Annotated in this window: 17 protein-coding genes and 1 tRNA gene; all 18 read right to left on the reverse strand. The window is 61.2% G+C overall.

Annotated features, from left to right (window positions below; genetic code table 11):
• Window positions 1–8 precede the first annotated feature (8 nt).
• Window positions 9–1,523 carry an NADH-quinone oxidoreductase subunit M gene (locus tag BLP76_RS11050; RefSeq protein ID WP_092812608.1) on the reverse strand — a complete coding sequence of 505 codons (1,515 nt, stop codon included), beginning with the start codon at window positions 1,521–1,523 and terminating at the stop codon, window positions 9–11.
• 10 nt (window positions 1,524–1,533) lie between these two features.
• Window positions 1,534–3,582 carry an NADH-quinone oxidoreductase subunit L gene (gene nuoL, locus BLP76_RS11055; RefSeq protein WP_092812610.1) on the reverse strand — a complete coding sequence of 683 codons (2,049 nt, stop codon included), beginning with the start codon at window positions 3,580–3,582 and terminating at the stop codon, window positions 1,534–1,536.
• Window positions 3,583–3,585: 3 nt separating this feature from the next.
• The gene (gene nuoK, locus BLP76_RS11060; RefSeq protein ID WP_092812613.1) at window positions 3,586–3,894 is read right to left on the reverse strand and encodes an NADH-quinone oxidoreductase subunit NuoK; all 309 of its coding nucleotides are present in this window, start codon (window positions 3,892–3,894) and stop codon (window positions 3,586–3,588) included.
• On the reverse strand, window positions 3,891–4,505 hold the full coding sequence (locus BLP76_RS11065; protein ID WP_092812616.1) for an NADH-quinone oxidoreductase subunit J: 615 nt from the start codon (window positions 4,503–4,505) through the stop codon (window positions 3,891–3,893). The genes nuoK and BLP76_RS11065 overlap by 4 nt, the downstream gene beginning before the upstream one ends.
• Window positions 4,506–4,576: 71 nt before the next feature.
• Window positions 4,577–5,068 carry an NADH-quinone oxidoreductase subunit NuoI gene (nuoI, locus tag BLP76_RS11070; protein ID WP_092812619.1) on the reverse strand — a complete coding sequence of 164 codons (492 nt, stop codon included), beginning with the start codon at window positions 5,066–5,068 and terminating at the stop codon, window positions 4,577–4,579.
• Window positions 5,068–5,283, reverse strand: a complete 216-nt coding sequence (locus BLP76_RS11075; RefSeq protein ID WP_092812622.1) for a M48 family metalloprotease — start codon at window positions 5,281–5,283, stop codon at window positions 5,068–5,070. The genes nuoI and BLP76_RS11075 overlap by 1 nt, the downstream gene beginning before the upstream one ends.
• 6 nt (window positions 5,284–5,289) lie before the next feature.
• Window positions 5,290–6,351: an NADH-quinone oxidoreductase subunit NuoH gene (nuoH, locus tag BLP76_RS11080; RefSeq protein WP_092812625.1), complete on the reverse strand. Its 1,062-nt coding sequence runs from the start codon at window positions 6,349–6,351 to the stop codon at window positions 5,290–5,292.
• Window positions 6,352–6,356: 5 nt separating this feature from the next.
• Window positions 6,357–8,462: an NADH-quinone oxidoreductase subunit NuoG gene (gene nuoG / locus BLP76_RS11085; RefSeq protein ID WP_092812628.1), complete on the reverse strand. Its 2,106-nt coding sequence runs from the start codon at window positions 8,460–8,462 to the stop codon at window positions 6,357–6,359.
• A 25-nt stretch (window positions 8,463–8,487) separates the two neighbouring features.
• Complete coding sequence (locus tag BLP76_RS11090) at window positions 8,488–8,817, reverse strand: hypothetical protein (RefSeq protein ID WP_092812631.1); 330 nt, start codon at window positions 8,815–8,817, stop codon at window positions 8,488–8,490.
• 2 nt (window positions 8,818–8,819) lie between these two features.
• Window positions 8,820–10,127: an NADH-quinone oxidoreductase subunit NuoF gene (gene nuoF / locus BLP76_RS11095; protein WP_092812634.1), complete on the reverse strand. Its 1,308-nt coding sequence runs from the start codon at window positions 10,125–10,127 to the stop codon at window positions 8,820–8,822.
• 72 nt (window positions 10,128–10,199) lie between these two features.
• Window positions 10,200–11,201 carry an NADH-quinone oxidoreductase subunit NuoE gene (gene nuoE / locus BLP76_RS11100; protein ID WP_092812637.1) on the reverse strand — a complete coding sequence of 334 codons (1,002 nt, stop codon included), beginning with the start codon at window positions 11,199–11,201 and terminating at the stop codon, window positions 10,200–10,202.
• Entirely contained in the window at window positions 11,201–12,394 is a 1,194-nt protein-coding gene (locus tag BLP76_RS11105; RefSeq protein WP_092812640.1) for an NADH-quinone oxidoreductase subunit D, read from the reverse strand. The genes nuoE and BLP76_RS11105 overlap by 1 nt, the downstream gene beginning before the upstream one ends.
• A gap of 261 nt (window positions 12,395–12,655) precedes the next feature.
• Window positions 12,656–13,261 (reverse strand): NADH-quinone oxidoreductase subunit C, encoded by a 606-nt coding sequence (locus tag BLP76_RS11110; protein ID WP_092812816.1) that lies wholly within the window; start codon window positions 13,259–13,261, stop codon window positions 12,656–12,658.
• A gap of 8 nt (window positions 13,262–13,269) precedes the next feature.
• Window positions 13,270–13,845 (reverse strand): NuoB/complex I 20 kDa subunit family protein, encoded by a 576-nt coding sequence (locus BLP76_RS11115; RefSeq protein WP_370642296.1) that lies wholly within the window; start codon window positions 13,843–13,845, stop codon window positions 13,270–13,272.
• Window positions 13,836–14,201, reverse strand: coding sequence for an NADH-quinone oxidoreductase subunit A (locus tag BLP76_RS11120; RefSeq protein ID WP_092812819.1), 366 nt, complete (start codon window positions 14,199–14,201; stop codon window positions 13,836–13,838). Before BLP76_RS11120 ends, BLP76_RS11115 begins: the two co-directional genes overlap by 10 nt.
• A 143-nt stretch (window positions 14,202–14,344) precedes the next feature.
• A complete protein-coding gene (locus BLP76_RS11125; RefSeq protein ID WP_092812646.1) occupies window positions 14,345–14,983 on the reverse strand; it encodes a CPBP family glutamic-type intramembrane protease in 639 nt (212 codons plus the stop codon).
• 272 nt (window positions 14,984–15,255) lie between these two features.
• On the reverse strand, window positions 15,256–16,692 hold the full coding sequence (locus BLP76_RS11130; protein WP_170130432.1) for a VWA domain-containing protein: 1,437 nt from the start codon (window positions 16,690–16,692) through the stop codon (window positions 15,256–15,258).
• 741 nt (window positions 16,693–17,433) lie between these two features.
• Window positions 17,434–17,510: transfer RNA gene (locus BLP76_RS11135), tRNA-Asp, on the reverse strand.
• Between the last annotated feature and the right edge of the window lie 60 nt (window positions 17,511–17,570).

Raw genomic sequence — 17,570 nt, forward strand, 5'->3', positions numbered from 1 at the left:
GAGACCTCCTAGCGGCCAAGCATTGCGGCGGAAGTGGCACCCTCGCGGGCGGCCTCCACCTGGGCCACGAGATTGTCGACGGAAGCCGCGGTGACGTTCATCACCGGTTGCGGATAAACGCCGAAGAAGAGAACGAGCAACATCAATGGCACCAATATGAGCTTTTCGCGCCCGGAAAGATCGAGCATCGCCTTGAGGCTTTCCTTCTCCAGCTGGCCGAGCACGACACGGCGATAAAGCCACAGCGCATAGCAGGCCGAGAAGATCACGCCTGACGCCGCGAAGAGCGCGACCCAGGTGTTCACTCGGAACGCACCGAGCATGGTGAGGAATTCGCCGACGAAGCCGGACGTGCCGGGCAGACCGATATTGGCCATGGTGAAAAGAAGGAAGGCGAAGGCATACCAGGGCATGCGGTTCACCAGACCGCCATAGGCGTCGATCTTGCGCGTGTGCAGGCGGTCGTAAATCACGCCGACGCAGAGGAAGAGCGCACCCGAAACGAGCCCGTGCGAAAGCATCTGGAAGATACCGCCCTGCACGCCCTGCGCCGTCACCGTGAAGATGCCCATCGTCACGAAGCCCATATGGGCGACGGAGGAATAGGCGATCAGCTTCTTCATGTCCTCCTGCGCCAGTGCGACGAGGGAGGTGTAGATGATGGCGATAACGGAAAGCGTATAAACGAGAGGCGCGAACTCCGCGCTCGCCAGCGGGAACATTGGCAGAGAGAAGCGCAGAAATCCGTAGCCGCCCATTTTCAAAAGGATGCCAGCCAGGATGACCGATCCGGCGGTCGGCGCCTCCACATGCGCATCCGGCAGCCAGGTGTGCACCGGCCACATCGGCATCTTCACCGCAAAGGAAGCGAAGAACGCGAGCCACAGCCAGAACTGCATGCTTGCCGGGAACTGATGATTGAGGAGCTCCGGAATGGAGGTCGTTCCCGCATCCCAGTACATGGCCATCAAGGCCAGCAGCATCAGAACCGAGCCGAGCAGCGTGTAGAGGAAGAACTTGAAGGCGGAATAGACCCGCCTCGGACCGCCCCACACACCGATGATCAGGAACATCGGAATGAGGCCACCCTCGAAGAACACATAGAAGAGCACGAGATCGAGCGCGCAGAACACGCCGATCATCAGCGTTTCGAGGACGAGAAACGCGATCATGTATTCCTTGACGCGGCTCTGCACGGATTCCCAGCTCGCCAGGATGCAAAGCGGCATCAGAAACGTCGTCAGGATGACGAACAGCATGGATATGCCGTCGACGCCCATCCGGTAGCTCATGAAGCCGCCGAGCCAATCCGCATTCTCGACGAACTGGAAGCCCGGGTTCTGAGGATCAAAACCGATCCACAGCAGCAGCGAGACAAGGAAGGTCACGACGGTCACACCGAGAGCGACATGGCGCATATTGCGCCGATGCACCTCTTCATCACCGTGAATGAAGAAGAAAATGATCCCGGCGCCGACCAGCGGCAGGAACGTAATCGTCGAAAGGATGGGCCAGTTCAGCATTTTCGCACCGTCATCCTGCAAACATCATCCAGGTGACGAGCAAAGCGACACCGATCAGCATGACGAAGGCATAGTGATAGAGATAGCCGGATTGGAGCCGGACAACGCGCCCGGTGATGTCCACGACACGCGCTGAGATCCCGTCGGGCCCCAGCCTGTCGATCGTCCCCTCGTCACCGCGATGCCACAGGAAGCGGCCGAAGGCGAAAGCCGGCCGCACGAACATCGCGTTGTAGAGTTCGTCGAAGTACCACTTGTTGAGAAGAAACCGGTAGAGGCTGCCCATCTGTCGGGCCAGCGTCTTCGGCGTCTCGGGACGCAGAATGTAGAAGAAGAGAGCGACGAGGAAGCCCCCCACCATCGCAACGAAGGGCGCCAGTTTCACCCAACCCGGAACATGGTGGATCTCTTCAATGATATGGTTGTCTTGAGCCGCGTAGAGCGCGCCCTTCCAGAATTCAGCCGACTCCTCGGGAGCGATGAAGGCGGCGCTGCACAGGATGCCACCGAAAAGCGCGCCGGCCGCGAGCACAAAGAGAGGAACCAGCATGACAGCCGAGCTCTCGTGCACGTGGTTCATCACCTCGGTCGACGCGCGCGGGCGCCCATGGAAGGTCATGAAGATGAGCCGCCAGGAATAGAACGACGTGAAGGCGGCGGCCACGGTCAAAAGGACGAAGGCAAAACCCGCCATCCCGTTATGGCCCATGAAAGAGGCTTCGATGATGGCGTCCTTGGAGAAATAGCCGGCCGTCATCGGAAAACCGGTGAGCGCAAGCGTGCCGACCAGCATCATGACGTAGGTGACCGGGATCTTCCGCCACAGGCCACCCATCTTACGCATATCCTGCTCGTCGGAGACGGAATGGATGACCGAGCCGGCTCCCAGGAAGAGCAGCGCCTTGAAGAAGGCATGCGTGAAAAGGTGGAAGATCGCGATCGGATAGGCGCCAACGCCAAGCGCCACGAACATGTAGCCGAGCTGCGAGCAGGTCGAATACGCGATCACCCGCTTGATGTCGTTCTGCACGAGACCGACGGTTGCCGCGAAGAACGCGGTCACGGCTCCGATGAAGGTCACCACCGTCAAGGCGCTGATGGAGAACTCGAAGATCGGCGAAAGACGGGCCACCATAAAGACGCCCGCGGTCACCATCGTCGCGGCGTGGATGAGAGCGGACACAGGCGTCGGGCCTTCCATGGCGTCCGGCAGCCATGTGTGCAGCGGCACCTGAGCGGACTTGCCCATCGCGCCCATGAAAAGCAGCAGGCAGACGACCGTGAGCGCCGTCTCGCCGCTCCAAACGGTCCCGAACATATTCAGCGTGGCGCTCTGGTCGGACGCGAGAGCCTCAGCGTTGGCGAAGATCGTGTCGAAATTGATCGAGCCGAAAAGCACGAAGAGGCCAAAAATGCCGAGCATGAAGCCGAAATCGCCGACGCGGTTGACGACGAAGGCCTTGATCGAAGCCGCATTGGCCGCGGGCCGCTGATACCAGAAGCCGATCAGGAGATAGGAGGCGAGACCGACACCTTCCCAGCCGAAGAACATCTGCAGGAGATTGTCCGCCGTCACCAGCGCCAGCATCGAGAAGGTGAAGAACGAGAGATAGGCAAAGAAGCGCGGCCGATGCGGGTCATGCGCCATGTAGCCGATCGAGTAGACGTGGACGACGGCCGAGACGGTCGTGACCACGACCAGCATCACCGCAGTCAGGGAATCGATGCGCAACGTCCAATCGGCCGACATGCCGCCCGACTGCACCCAGGTCATCACCGGGACGGTGAAGCCCTGGCGCTCGCCCATCGCGACGTCGAAGAAGCCGACCCAGGAGAGGATCGCAGACAGGATAAGCAGCGCGCAGGTGATGATTTCGGCGGCCCGAGATCCGGCCGCCGCCGGTGCGTGATGATGATCATCACCCTCGGCGTGCCGGTCACGCAGCGAACGCCGCTCCGACGTCTGGCCGACAGGATGGCGCGCCTGCGCGCCTGCCATCGTGATCAAGCCGGCGAGAATGGCGCCGAGCAGAGGCAGAAAAACGATCGCCGTATACAAAGCTCAGCCCTTCATCATGTTGATGTCTTCGACCGCGATCGAACCGCGGTTGCGGAAGAAGACGACGAGAATGGCGAGGCCGATCGCCGCCTCCGCTGCAGCGACCGTCAGGACGAGAAGCGCGAAGATCTGACCGACGAGGTCGCCAAGGAACGCGGAGAACGCGACGAGATTGATGTTGACCGCCAAGAGAACGAGCTCGATCGACATCAAGATGATGATCACGTTCTTGCGGTTGAGGAAGATGCCAAAGACGCCGAGCGTGAACAGCACGGCGGCGACCGTGAGGTACTGGCCGAGACCGATCATCATATCCCCTGCCCCGATTTGACTTTTACCAGCTCGACGGCGGCTTCGCGCGTGCGGCCCACCTGAGCCCCGATATCCTGGCGCTTGACGCCTTCCTTATGGCGCAGCGTCAAGACGATCGCCCCGATCATCGCCACGAGCAGAACGAGTCCGGCCGTCTGGAAGAAGAAAATGTATTTGGTGTAGAGAAGCTCGCCGATCGCGGCGATGTTGCTCGCCTCCGCAAGCGGTGGGATCGGCTGCGCCACCTGCTGTGCAACCTCAGGCGCGATGATGGTGCCGCCGAGCACTGCGACGAGCTCCACGAGCAAGATGATTCCAATCAGTGCGCCGATCGGCAGATATTGCAGAAAGCCCTGCCGAAGCTCCACGAAATCGACGTCGAGCATCATGACGACGAAGAGGAAGAGCACAGCCACCGCCCCGACATAGACCACCACCAGAATCATGGCGATGAACTCGGCTCCGAGAAGCACAAAGAGGCCGGCGGAGTTGAAGAAGGCGAGGATGAGGAAGAGCACCGAATGCACAGGATTGCGCGACGATATCACCATCAAAGCCGCGGCAATCGTCACGGCGGAGAAGAGGTAGAAAAAGATCGGCTGCAGGATCATGGGTCCGGGCTTCGGGTGCTGAAAGTCTTTAACGAAGCCCCGCCGGAGCGTCCAGCGGGGCCAGGCTCAATTTACCGATAAGGCGCGTCGAGAGCGATGTTGCGAGCGATTTCACGCTCCCAGCGGTCACCGTTTTCGAGCAGTCTCTCCTTATCGTAGTAGAGTTCTTCGCGCGTCTCCGTGGAAAACTCGAAGTTCGGCCCCTCCACGATGGCATCGACCGGGCAGGCTTCCTGACAGAAGCCGCAATAGATGCATTTCACCATGTCGATGTCGTAGCGGACCGTGCGCCGGGTGCCATCGTTGCGCCGCGGACCGGCTTCGATGGTGATCGCCTGCGCCGGGCAGATCGCCTCGCAAAGCTTGCAGGCGATGCACCGCTCCTGACCGTTGGGATAACGCCGAAGCGCATGCTCGCCACGGAAACGCGGCGACAATGCCCCCTTCTCGTGCGGGTAGTTCAGCGTGGCCTTCGGCGCCACGAAGTAGCGCATGGCCAGCATGGTGGCGGAGACGAATTCCTTCAACAACAAGGATCCGGCCGCCTGACGCAGAGACGCCATCATCCACCTCCGAAATATCTGTAAAGCAGCGGTCCAAGAAACCAGCCGAGAATGGGAAACAGAACCAGCTGCGCCTTGCGGGCGAGATCGATTGCAGCGACGCCGGAACCGCTCTCCCCGCGCCTTTTGGCGCGCTCAAGCACCATGCCGAATAACATGTAGTCGGCAATGGCAAAGACCAGCCCGACGACCAAACCGATGAGAGCGATACTCATCGCGCCTCACCCGGCCGTCGGAACGCCGCCCCAGCCCGTGAACTGAAGCACGACCGCGACGATCACGACGAAGGCGAGAGACAGGGGCAAGAACACCTTCCAACCAAGCCGCATCAACTGGTCGTAGCGGTAGCGCGGCACGATCGCCTTCACCATCGAAACCATGAAAAAGACGAAACACAGCTTTAAGGTGAACCAGACGACCCCGGGGATCCAGGTGAACGGCGCGAAGTCGAAGGGCGGCAGCCAACCGCCGAGGAACAGCGTCGTCATCAAGGCGCAGATGACCGTAATCGCCACATATTCCCCGAGCATGAACAGCATGTACGGGGTCGAAGAATATTCGACCATGAAGCCGGCGACGATCTCCGACTCACCTTCCGGAAGGTCGAAGGGCGGCCTGTTCGTTTCCGCCAGACCCGAGATGAAGAACATCACGAACGCCGGGAACAAGGGCAGCCAGTGCCAGTCGAGGAAGGAGTTGGGAAGGCCCAGCACCGTGCCGATGCCCGTGGTCTGTGCCAACACGATGTCAGAGAAATTGAGCGAGCCGACGCACAAGAGCACAGCAATGATGATGAAGCCGATCGAAACTTCGTAGGACACCATCTGCGCCGCAGACCGCAGCGATCCCAAGAAAGCATACTTCGAATTCGAGGCCCAGCCGCCCATGATCACGCCATAGACCTCGAGCGAGGAGACGGCGAAAACATAGAGAACGCCCACATTGATGTCGGAAATGACCCATCCGGAGCCGACCGGGATCACCGCCCAGGCCGCCAGCGCGAGAACCGTCGACATCAACGGCGCCAGAAGGAAAATCGTCTTGTCGGACGCCGCGGGAACGACCGGCTCCTTCAGAACGAACTTCAGCAAATCGGCGAAAGACTGAAACAGACCCCAGGGCCCAACGACGTTCGGACCGCGTCGCATCTGCACGGCCGCCCAGATCTTTCGGTCGGCATAAAGCAGATAGGCGATGACGACGAGCAGCACGACCAGAAGCAGAAGGCTCTGGCCGACGATGATCGCACCCGGGATGAGGTAGCTGTGCAGAAACGTATCCATCGGGCCTACTCCGCGGCTTCAGCGCGCGGGCCGAGCCGCAGCGAAGAACATTCTGCCATCACTGCCGAAGCACGGGCGATCGGGTTTGTCAGGAAGAAGTCCGGAACGCAGCTGACGAAAGGCTCGCTGCCCGGCTTTTCGCCGGCGTGGCCTGAGAGAGATTTGAGGCCATCCATCGCCACATCGCCGATCTCGTCGAGCGCCAGGTAACGGGGATCGCTCTCTGCAAGACGATTGCGCAGTTCCGTGAGCGAATCAAAGGGCAGCGTTTTTCCGACGACAGCCGAGAGCGCCCTCAGGATCGACCAATCCTCCCGAGCCTGTCCCGGGGGGAAGATCGCACGGTTCGCCATCTGGGCCCGCCCTTCCGTGTTCACGTAGGTTCCCGATTTCTCGGTGTAGGCCGCACCCGGGAGAATGACGTCGGCACCGTGAGCCCCACGATCGCCATGGCTGCCGATATAGACCTTGAACGTGTCAGAGATCGCATCGAGCTTGTATTCGTCGGCTCCCAAGAGGAAGAGCACGTCAAGCGGTGCCGTTCCCTCCATCCCGAGCATCTCGGCGGTCGCTAGGCCGCCCTCGCCCGGCACGAAACCGAGATCGAGACCACCGACTCTTGCCGCCGCCGTGTGCAAAACGTTGAAGCCGTTCCATTCCTCGCCGAAGGCCCCGATCGAATCGGCAAGCTTCACAGCCCGAGACAGGATCGAAGCGCCGTCGGCGCGATTGAGCGCCCCCTGCCCGATGATGATCATCGGCCGCTCGGCCTTTTTCAGAACATCGAGGAAATCGAGTTCACCGGCAGCGAGCGAATCGAGGGAGGAAGGTCCGGCCCCAAGATGCGCGTAGGAATAGGTGAGATCCGCCGGCTCACCGATCAAGCCGATCTGCGTCTGTCCAGCGCGCCACACCTTGCGAATGCGCGAATTCAGAACCGCCGCCTCGACACGCGGATTGGTGCCGATCAAAAGGATCGCATCGGCGTCTTCGATGCCGGCGATCGTGGAGCCGAAAACGTAGCTCGCTCGCCCGTTTTTCGGATGCAGCGGCGAATACGGCTCCCGGCAATCGATGTTCGGCGAGCCGAGTGAGGACATCAGCTCCTTCAGCGCGAACATTTCTTCCACGTTGGCGAGATCGCCGGCGATGGCGCCGAGCTTTTCCGGTGCTGCGGCCTTCACCTTATCGGCAATGGCGGCGAACGCCTCTTGCCAGGTTGCGGCCCGCAAACGGCCATTCTCACGCAGATAGGGACGGTCGAGGCGCTGGGTCCGAAGCCCGTCGAAGACGAAGCGGGTTTTGTCGGAGATCCATTCCTCGTTCACCAGTTCGTTGGTGCGCGGGAGGATGCGCATCACTTCCGTGTTGCGCGAATCGACGCGAATGGCAGAGCCGAGCGCGTCCATGACGTCGATCGATTCGGTTTTGTTGAGCTCCCACGGCCGCGCTTTGAACGCGTAAGGCCGCGAGGTCAGGGCTCCGACCGGACAAAGATCGATGACATTGCCCTGCAGTTCAGAGGTCATGGCCCGCTCGAGGAAGGTCGTGATCTCCATATCCTCGCCGCGACCGGTGGCGCCGAGCTCGGAGACGCCGGCAACTTCGGTCGTGAAGCGGACGCAGCGCGTGCAATGGATGCAACGCGTCATGATCGTCTTCACCAGCGGACCGATATATTTGTTCTCCACCGCGCGCTTGTTTTCCTCAAAGCGAGAGGTGTCGACACCGTAGGCCATCGCCTGGTCCTGCAGATCGCATTCTCCGCCCTGGTCGCAGATCGGGCAGTCGAGCGGATGATTGATGAGCAGAAACTCCATCACCCCTTCGCGCGCCTTTTTGGTCAAAGGCGACTTCGTCAGCACCTGCGGCGGTTCGCCATTCGGTCCAGGCCGGCAGTCGCGCACCGCGTAAGCGCAGGAAGCGACGGGTTTCGGCGCCCCCTTCAGCTCCACGAGGCACATGCGGCAATTGCCTGCGATCGAGAGCCGCTCGTGGAAACAGAAGCGCGGGATCTCCGCACCTGCGGCCTCGCAGGCCTGCAGAAGCGTGTACGTTACGGGGACCTCGACTTCGGTGCCGTCGACTATGAGTGTTCGCGTATCTGCCATGATCCGTCCTGCGCCTGTCGCCGTTTCACCGACCGGCGGCCATCAAAGACGCTGCATGCGGCAGCGAACGGCTGCATCCCATGTAGCGCTTGCGGTCAATATATCCGTTGTTCCAGGCGATCTCCGCCCCGTCCCGATCTGCCATCTCTTGGAAATGAACGATGCCGGGCTCGTTTAGAATGATTTCAAGCGAGACGCCAATAGCGTCAGCCTCTTTTACCCGGTCGGTCCCGGAATTTTGCAGGCCGACAAGCGGGCCGCGGGTCGCGCAGGCGGCAAAAGCAGGCAGACCGCCGAATCGGTGACCGTCCCTCCGCATGCGCGTCCCTCTCATTGTTGCCGCAACCTGAAACAAACCTACTCCGCAGCCTCCAGAACGACCCTGTTCTCCGTTTTCGGATTGGCCGCGTACTGGTCGATGCGCTTTTCGATCTCGGGGCGGAAATGCCGAATGAGACCCTGAACCGGCCATGCCGCCGCATCGCCGAGCGCGCAGATGGTGTGGCCTTCGACCTGGTAGGTCACTTCCAGAAGCATGTCGATCTCGCGCTTTTCCGCCTCGCCGCGCGCCATGCGTTCGAGTACGCGCCACATCCAGCCCGTGCCCTCGCGGCACGGCGTGCACTGGCCGCAGCTCTCGTGCTTGTAGAAATACGCGATCCGCGCGATCGCCCGAACGATATCGGTCGACTTGTCCATGACGATGACGGCCGCGGTGCCCAGACCAGATTTCAGGGCACGAAGCGAATCGAAATCCATCGGGCAATCGATGATCTGGTCCGCCGGCACGCATGGCACCGACGAGCCGCCCGGAATGACGGCGAGCAGGTTGTCCCAGCCGCCGCGAATGCCGCCGCAATGCCGCTCGATCAGCTCGCGGAACGGCACCGACATCGCCTCTTCCACCGTGCACGGCTGATTGACGTGGCCGGAGATACAAAAGAGCTTGGTACCGGTGTTGTTTTCCTTGCCGATACCGGCAAACCACGCACCGCCGCGCCGCAGAATCGTCGGTGCAACCGCGATCGATTCGACGTTGTTGACGGTGGTCGGGCAGCCATAAAGGCCGACATTCGCCGGAAATGGCGGCTTCAGACGCGGCTGGCCCTTCTTGCCTTCGAGGCTCTCCAGCAGCGCCGTCTCCTCACCGCAGATATAGGCGCCAGCGCCATGGGCGATGAAAATGTCGAAATCCCAGCCGCAGGAATTGTCCTTGCCGATGAGGCCCGCGTCATAGGCTTCATCGATGGCGCGCTGCAGAGCCTCGCGCTCGCGAATATATTCGCCGCGCACATAAACGTAGCACGTATGTGCGCGCATCGCGAAGGACGCGATCAGGCACCCCTCGATCAGCGTATGGGGATCGTGACGCATAATCTCACGATCCTTGCAGGTGCCGGGCTCCGATTCGTCAGCATTGACGACGAGATAATGCGGACGCCCATCCGATTCCTTCGGCATGAAGGACCATTTGAGGCCCGTCGGAAAGCCAGCACCGCCGCGGCCGCGCAGACCGGACTTCTTCATCTCATCGATGATCCAGTCACGGCCCTTGATGATCAGGTCTTTGGTGCCGTCCCATTGGCCGCGCTTCTGGGCTGCCTTCAGACCGGGGTCATAAAGGCCGTAGAGATTGGTGAAGATGCGGTCTTTATCGGCGAGCATCGGATTTCCTCTTCATCCCGACACAGCAGCAAGGAAGCCAGAAGGCTATCGGGCAAGGTGCATTCGGTCGCATCACTTTTTGTCCGTCCCGCCCGACGCGTCGCGGGAGGTCTTGTCCGGCTCCCGGCCTGCACCTTTTTCGGCCTGCTCTTGGGTGGTCTCTTTATGGGGCTCCGCACCAAGATTTTCAGACCCCGTATCCGTGGGTTCGGAGCGCGCGGCCTCTTCGTCGGGCCGGCCAGCGCCCGTCGGCCGACCGGCGAGCTCTTGCTTGCCGCTTGGCGTGGCAGCCGCCTCGTTGCGGCCAACCGCCTGCTGCGGCTCTTCCGGAACGCCTCCGGCGAGATCCTCGTTGGCGGGGGTTGGCTTACCGGCAGGGACGGAGGCGCCGTTTCCGCCCTCGACCCGCTCGCGGGCTTTGCCTTCGACCGGAGCACCGCGCGGCGGATCTCGTAACACCTGCTCGGAACCGCCATCTATTTCCGTGAGGCTCGTCAGGCCGGATTGCGGCGCTGAATGCTGACGATCGACCTGGGTCCCTGGACGCGGCGTGCGACCGGCCGCGAAATCATCCAGGATCGCCTCAAAACTCTCCGGCGTCAGATCCTCGTAAGTGTCAGAGAAGATCTGCACCATCGGCGCATTTACGCAGGCCCCGAGGCATTCCACCTCCTCCCACGAGAACGCACCGTCAGCGGACACTTCGTGCGGGTGCTCGGCGATCCGCCGCTGGCACACCTTCTTCAGCTCGTCCGATCCCCGCAGCATGCACGGCGTCGTCCCGCAGACCTGCACATGCGCCTTGGTGCCGACAGGAGCGAGATGGAACATCGTGTAGAAGGTCGCGACCTCCAAGACGCGGATTTCGGGCATCGCAAGCATATGGGCGATCGTCTCGATCGCGGGCTTCGTCACCCAGCCCTCCTGCTCCTGGGCGCGCCAGAGGAGCGAAATGACGGCCGAGGCCTGCCGGCCCTCCGGATATTTGGCGATCTCCTTCTCCGCCCAGGACGAATTCTCGGGCGTGAACGCAAAGGAATCGGGCTGCTGTTCAGCGAGACGACGAACGGCCATCAGCGATCCACCTCTCCAAAAACGACATCGATGGAGCCGAGCACGGACGACATATCGGCAAGCATATGGCCTCGCGAAATCGAATCGAGCCCGGCCAGATGCACGAAGCCCGGTGCTCGAATTTTACAGCGGTAAGGTTTGTTGGAACCATCGGAGACGAGATAGACCCCGAACTCACCCTTCGGCGCCTCGACCGGGGCGTAAACCTCGCCCGCGGGCACGTGGTAGCCCTCGGTATAGAGCTTGAAGTGGTGGATGAGCGCTTCCATCGAGCGCTTCATCTGCCCGCGCTTCGGCGGCACAACCTTGCCGTCCTGAGCAGACACCGGGCCAGCGCCTTCCGGCGAATTCAGTTTCTCGCAACATTGCTTGATGATGCGGACGGCCTGACGCATCTCGTCCATGTGGATGATGTAACGGTCGTAGACATCGCCGTTCTTGCCGACGGGAATGTCGAAATCATATTCCTCGTAGCCGTCGTAGGGCTGAGACTTCCGCAGATCCCACGGGGCACCGGCGCTCCTCAACACAACTCCTGAGAAACCGCGCCGCCATGCCTCGTCGAGGGTCACCACGCCGATATCGACACAGCGCTGCTTGAAAATGCGATTGTCGGTGAGAAGCCCCTCAAGGTCGTCACAAACCTTCAACAGAGGGTCGCAGTAATTGTAGATATCGGCGATGAGCTGCGGCGGCAGATCCTGGTGCACGCCCCCCGGACGGAAGTAGGCCGCATGCATGCGCGCACCCGAGGCCCGCTCATAGAAGCCCATCAGCACTTCCCGCGCCTCAAAGCCCCAGAGCGGCGGCGTCAGGGCCCCGACGTCAAGGGCATGCGTCACGACGTGCAAGAGATGGGAGAGAATGCGCCCGATCTCCGAATAGAGCACACGAATGATTTGGCCGCGTTTCGGAACCTCCAGCCCCAGGAGGCGCTCCGTAGCCAGCGCGAACGCATGCTCCTGGTTCATCGGCGCGACGTAATCGAGGCGATCGAAATAAGGCACCGCCTGCAGATAGGTCTTGTATTCGATCAGCTTCTCGGTGCCGCGATGCAGCAAGCCGATATGCGGATCGACGCGCTTGACGACCTCGCCGTCCAATTCCAGCACAAGACGCAAAACACCATGCGCAGCAGGATGTTGCGGTCCAAAGTTGATGTTGAAATTACGGAGATCAGCTTCAGAGGGCATGAGGATACGTCGGTCCTGAAGAGAGATGATGAATGACCCGGCAGCGCAATGGCGCGGGCTTTATGGAGCCGCCGGCGTTCGGCCGCACGCTGTCACCGGCGCGATTCGAGACGAGAGGATCGCCAAGCGCGCGCGCTTCACTTACGCGCCGCCCTGCCGTTGTCGACACGGCGCTGGAGGCGGCTCGGATGCGCTTGCGGCAGCGGGCAAAACTCGTACCGCCGGCAGCGACACGCTCTGCTGCTGCGCGGGACACCTCGCTCAACTCGCCTTCTCGTCCCCGGGCAGAACGTAGTCCGGCCCTTCCCACGGGGAGAGAAAATCGAAACTCCGAAATTCCTGTTGGAGCTTCACCGGCTCGTAGACGACGCGCGCCTGCTCGTTGTCGTAGCGAACCTCGACGAAACCCGTCAGAGGAAAATCCTTGCGCAACGGATGACCGCGGAAGCCGTAATCCGTCAGAATGCGCCGAAGGTCCGGATGGCCCGAGAATAGAATGCCGTAAAGGTCGTAGGCCTCGCGCTCAAACCAATCCGCTCCCGGGAACACCTCGGTCACAGACGGCACAGCCGTATTCTCGTCCGCCTGAACCTTGACGCGGATGCGTGCATTCTGGCGCGGGCTCAAGAGATGATAGACGACGTCGAAACGGCGGCGGCGCGCAGGATAATCGACGCCACAGACGTCGATGAAACAGACAAACTGCAGCCGCGCATCATCGCGCAGGAAGCGCAGAGTCTGGACGATGTCGACAGGATCGACGGTGATCGTCAATTCGCCATAGGCGATGACGGATTCTTCCACCCGCTCGCCGAGATGTCCGGCAATGTGAGAGGCGATATCCGCCAGGCTTTCGGTGTCGGCCATGATCTCGCTCACCGCTCAATCGTGCCAGTGCGGCGGATCTTCTTCTGCAGAAGCAACACGCCGTACAGAAGCGCTTCCGCCGTCGGCGGACAACCGGGCACGTAGATGTCGACGGGCACGACGCGGTCGCAACCCCGCACCACGGAATAGGAATAATGGTAGTAGCCGCCGCCATTGGCGCATGAGCCCATGGAGATGACGTAGCGCGGCTCCGGCATCTGGTCGTAGACCTTCCTGAGCGCCGGGGCCATTTTGTTGGTCAACGTGCCCGCCACGATCATTACGTCCGACTGGCGCGGCGAGGCGCGCGGCGCAAAACCGAAACGCTCCACGTCATAGCGTGGGCCGGATGTCTGCATCATCTCGATGGCGCAACAGGCGAGCCCGAAGGTCATCCACATCAAAGAGCCGGTGCGCGACCAGTTGATCAGCTCGTCGGTCGAGGTGACGAGCCAACCCTTGTCGGCGAGCTCATTGTTGATCTCGCTGAAGAAGGGATCCCCCTGGCGCGGCAGCGTCGACGAGCCTTCGCGCCCAAGAGGATGCGGGTCGTCGATGCGCGGGCGAGCGTCGGTCAATCCCATTCCAGAGCTCCCTTTTTCCATTCGTAGACGAAGCCAATCGTAAGCACGGCGAGAAACACCATCATCGACCAGAAGCCGAACCAGCCGACGGTGTGAAACGCCACAGCCCAGGGGAAGAGAAAGGCCACTTCGAGGTCGAAGATGATGAACAAGATGGCGACCAGGTAGAACCGCACGTCAAATTTCATACGGGCGTCATCGAAGGCGTTGAAGCCGCATTCGTAAGCCGACAGCTTCTCCGGATCCGGTGCACTGTGGGCAACGATAAATGGAGAAACCAGCAACGCCAGGCCGATAACCAGCGCAAGCGCAATGAAAATGACGATGGGCAGATAGCTGAGAAGAAGCTCGTTCATCATAACGACCGGGCCATCCCCGGTAGACGGTATGTATTGGCGCAAGTCACAGCGTCAATGGTTCATCCGGGTGCGACGGAGGGGATTTTCCAATCGCACCACTGTGTGAGTTAGACCGGGACCTCGTCCTGCGCAACCCTGTCTCATCCACCAGCGCTCAGATAAAAGAACCGGCCGAGACCGATGGTGAAGACGAGGTCACCATAGAGGACGTGTTCCAACCAAACGGGCCAGAAAGAGCGCGCTTGCTCGTAGCGCCGGGCCAGGAGAAGCCCCAACAGAAAGGCCCCGGTAACGGACACCGCGCTGCCGAAAATGATGTGGGCGACGGCAAAGAGGGCCGCATTCGCGGCGACGGCGACCGCCGCGTGATGCCCGAAGAGGCTGCGATAGCGATGGAAGAACCACACCCGATAGATGAGCTCCTGTGGCAGCGCCGACAGGAGAGGATAGAGGATGAGGATCAGAAGCCAGCGCTGGGGATGGATCCGCGGCAAGCCGAAAAGTCCGTCCGGCAGAAACCAGGCGGTGGCAGCCGTCAAAAAGGCGGCTGCCCCGACGAACAGAATCAGGATCCGGCGAAGAACCCCGATCGGCCAATGCAGCCGGAACGTCTCCTTCCAGCGAAATGAGCGATCCCCCGCGAAAATCAGAAGAATCGCAGGCAGCGTCATTGTCAGCAACGCGAAGACCGGCATGTGCCAGTTGATCACCATCCAATGGATCGCGAGCGGGGCCGCGAGATAGAGGAGCGCCGCCTCACCTAGCAGGCGGAACCGCAATCGTGGCGGACGTGCTTGCCTCGACTCCACCCCTCTTCCGGCCTCTCCCAGAGAATTCCCTTCGCCGCCCGTAACCTATGGCACGCCTTGCCTGCGCCCATGGTCATCGTTTGCGGGACTTGGGCTTCTTCCAGCGGGCTTCAGGCGTCGTCAGACATACCGCTTGGGGGACGGCAGACAGAAACCAGGAAAGCTGTCAGGCCCCTTCCCCACCCACAGAAGTTCTGCGGGCGGGGAAGGCTGTTTCAGCGCAGGCGTCCAGGCCTACGAGGTCAGAAATAAACGTCGGAGATGCTGAACTCCCCCGCAGTCACGCCGTCGATCGTGATGCTCCCGCCTTCGGCGAAGCTAATGACGACATTGCCGGAGGCGTCGGTCGAAAGAGCGGCATCGAGCTTGGCGGTACTGTCGATCGAGGTTTCGGAGAGATCGATGTGGTCACGACCATCCTCGAACCCGTAGACGGTGTCGTCGCCATTGTTCGGGCCGGCGGCATAGACGTCATATGAGTACGAATCAGAGCCCAGATAGATCACGTCGTTGCCGGAGCCGCCGTAGATGACGTCATCGTCCTCGCCGCCGAAGATCGTATCATTGCCCGCAGCGCCGTAGATCGTATCAGCGCCTGCACCACCTGCGACCTCGTCATTGCCTGAGCCTGCGCCGAGGATGTCGTCGTCCGCACCGCCGACCAGAAGGTCGTGACCCGCTCCGATATAGGCCACGTCCGAGCCACTCCCGCCGTAGATCACATCGCGAGAGGCGTCAGAGCCTCCGTAGATCGTGTCGTTGTCGTCGCCGCCGTACAGGGAATCAGCGCCAGTTCCGCCGCCAAGGATGTCATCGCCCTTGGCACCGCCGATGACGTCGTTACCGGCCGCACCATAGGCCTGGTCGGAGCCATCGCCGCTCCAAATCTTGTCGGCTTCTCCGCCTCCGAACATCACATCGTTGCCGGAGCCGCCAAACTCCACGTCGTCGCCTGGCCCGCCGAAAATCTGATCGCTCCCACCGGCGCCGGAGATTGTATCGGCTCCGCCTCCACCGATCAGAGTGTCGAAGCCGATCCCGCCATTCAGGGCGTCATCCCCAGACGTGCCGGTGATAGGATCGGTGCCCGTCAGGATCACCGAGAGAAGCGAATCAATCACATCCTCGGTGGTTTCCGCTTCAATTACGCCGCCTCCTGTCGCGGAGGCCAGGTCTTCGAAAGCCTCTTTGGTACCACCGTCGATGCCGGAGCCGGAAACGCCGATGATAACGCCGTAGATCTGCACATCCTGATCGTTGGCGAGAGACACCACCTCATCATGAAGGTCCGTGTCCTTGGGAGGCGCGTCACCAAATAGAATGATACGCCGCGCCTCGGCTTCCGGGCGCCAGGCGCCGATATCGCCGTCAAGCGCATGCAGAAGACCTGCGTTGACGAGTTCTGGGAGGTCGCCGCCGCCGGACGCGTAGAGCCCCTCAATCGCCTCGCGGGCCGCAGTCTCCCGGGCCGAGATGCTCGTATCGTTCGTAAAATTCAGAACAACTTCAGTATCCGGGTCGTTGTACGCCACCAATGCAACGCGCGCATCAGTTGTCCCCGAGCCAAAAATCGCGTCGATAACAGATGTGACACTCTCTTTTACCGTATCGATCTCATCCCACATGCTTCCCGTGGTATCGATCACAAAGGTAATGTCCTGTTGAATGCTCGTCGCCATGCCTTTTTCCCCCAGATGCATTACATAATTATAATTTTAGTGACTTTTTATGGGCCTTGTCTAGCCTCGTTCTAATTTTCGAGGCCTTCCTGCAAGCTTCGATAAAATCGGGTTTCTCGCGCCGGAATTCCGCGGCGGCTCTGCAGCGGCACGGGCGTCCACGCCGACGCATCCCCTCCATAACCGCTCCATCAGCTGGACATCATCACGCTCGCCCAGGAACGGCAGTTCAGCACGCCTGGAAGGTCCGACTGCAACGCTATCATTCAATCGGACACGCAGCCGGACACGCTCGGCCGGACACGCGACATACGCAGAAGCCCACAGAGCACTCCAGACACGCGCGCGAGGCCAGCGCCGACCGGAATACCGAGCTCAGGCTCTGAACGGCCTCCTGCGCGCTCCTTGCGGCCTACAGGGCCTGATGAAGGTGCGGAGCCAATCGGGCGGGGCCCGCAGCTGGGCGAAAGAGCCTCGAAGGTCCCGCTTTTGTGATTCGCCCCTCAGCAGCAGCCGCGCCGAAACGAATCGGCGGAAGGCGGAATCGGAGAGACCCTCTCCGCCGTATGGGCAGGAATCGTCGGCATCAGCGATGGCGCCTGGGAATCAATCCGAGCGCTGCGAGCCGGCAGATCGAGAGCCAAAGAGATGTGGATGAGGTTTGGAGAATTCCGCCCTCGAGGGAGAGAGGCATTCTCTCTCCGGCGGACCACTCAGACGTTGGTTGGGTCTGAGAAAAAATGGCGGGAGTGACGGGGCTCGAACCCGCGACCTCCGGCGTGACAGGCCGGCACTCTAACCAACTGAGCTACACCCCCGCGGGTGGCTTCGGGCCAGTGGTTCGGCCCTCAGCGAGACGGCGAGATAGGTCAGTGCGC

The sequence above is a fragment of the Afifella marina DSM 2698 genome (assembly GCF_900102695.1).
Taxonomy (GTDB): domain Bacteria; phylum Pseudomonadota; class Alphaproteobacteria; order Rhizobiales; family Afifellaceae; genus Afifella; species Afifella marina.

Bases quoted from the DNA above. Each gene is read 5' to 3' on its own strand.
- BLP76_RS11050 (WP_092812608.1), bottom strand. From the start codon at position 1,523: ATGCTGAACTGGCCCATCCTTTCGACGATTACGTTCCTGCCGCTGGTC.
- nuoK (WP_092812613.1), bottom strand. From the start codon at position 3,894: ATGATGATCGGTCTCGGCCAGTACCTCACGGTCGCCGCCGTGCTGTTC.
- BLP76_RS11065 (WP_092812616.1), bottom strand. From the start codon at position 4,505: ATGATCCTGCAGCCGATCTTTTTCTACCTCTTCTCCGCCGTGACGATT.
- nuoI (WP_092812619.1), bottom strand. From the start codon at position 5,068: ATGGCGTCTCTGCGTCAGGCGGCCGGATCCTTGTTGTTGAAGGAATTC.
- BLP76_RS11075 (WP_092812622.1), bottom strand. From the start codon at position 5,283: ATGAGTATCGCTCTCATCGGTTTGGTCGTCGGGCTGGTCTTTGCCATT.
- nuoH (WP_092812625.1), bottom strand. From the start codon at position 6,351: ATGGATACGTTTCTGCACAGCTACCTCATCCCGGGTGCGATCATCGTC.
- nuoG (WP_092812628.1), bottom strand. From the start codon at position 8,462: ATGGCAGATACGCGAACACTCATAGTCGACGGCACCGAAGTCGAGGTC.
- nuoF (WP_092812634.1), bottom strand. From the start codon at position 10,127: ATGCTCGCCGATAAAGACCGCATCTTCACCAATCTCTACGGCCTTTAT.
- nuoE (WP_092812637.1), bottom strand. From the start codon at position 11,201: ATGGCCGTTCGTCGTCTCGCTGAACAGCAGCCCGATTCCTTTGCGTTC.
- BLP76_RS11105 (WP_092812640.1), bottom strand. From the start codon at position 12,394: ATGCCCTCTGAAGCTGATCTCCGTAATTTCAACATCAACTTTGGACCG.
- BLP76_RS11110 (WP_092812816.1), bottom strand. From the start codon at position 13,261: ATGGCCGACACCGAAAGCCTGGCGGATATCGCCTCTCACATTGCCGGA.
- BLP76_RS11115 (WP_370642296.1), bottom strand. From the start codon at position 13,845: ATGGGATTGACCGACGCTCGCCCGCGCATCGACGACCCGCATCCTCTT.
- BLP76_RS11120 (WP_092812819.1), bottom strand. From the start codon at position 14,201: ATGAACGAGCTTCTTCTCAGCTATCTGCCCATCGTCATTTTCATTGCG.
- BLP76_RS11130 (WP_170130432.1), bottom strand. From the start codon at position 16,692: ATGGCGACGAGCATTCAACAGGACATTACCTTTGTGATCGATACCACG.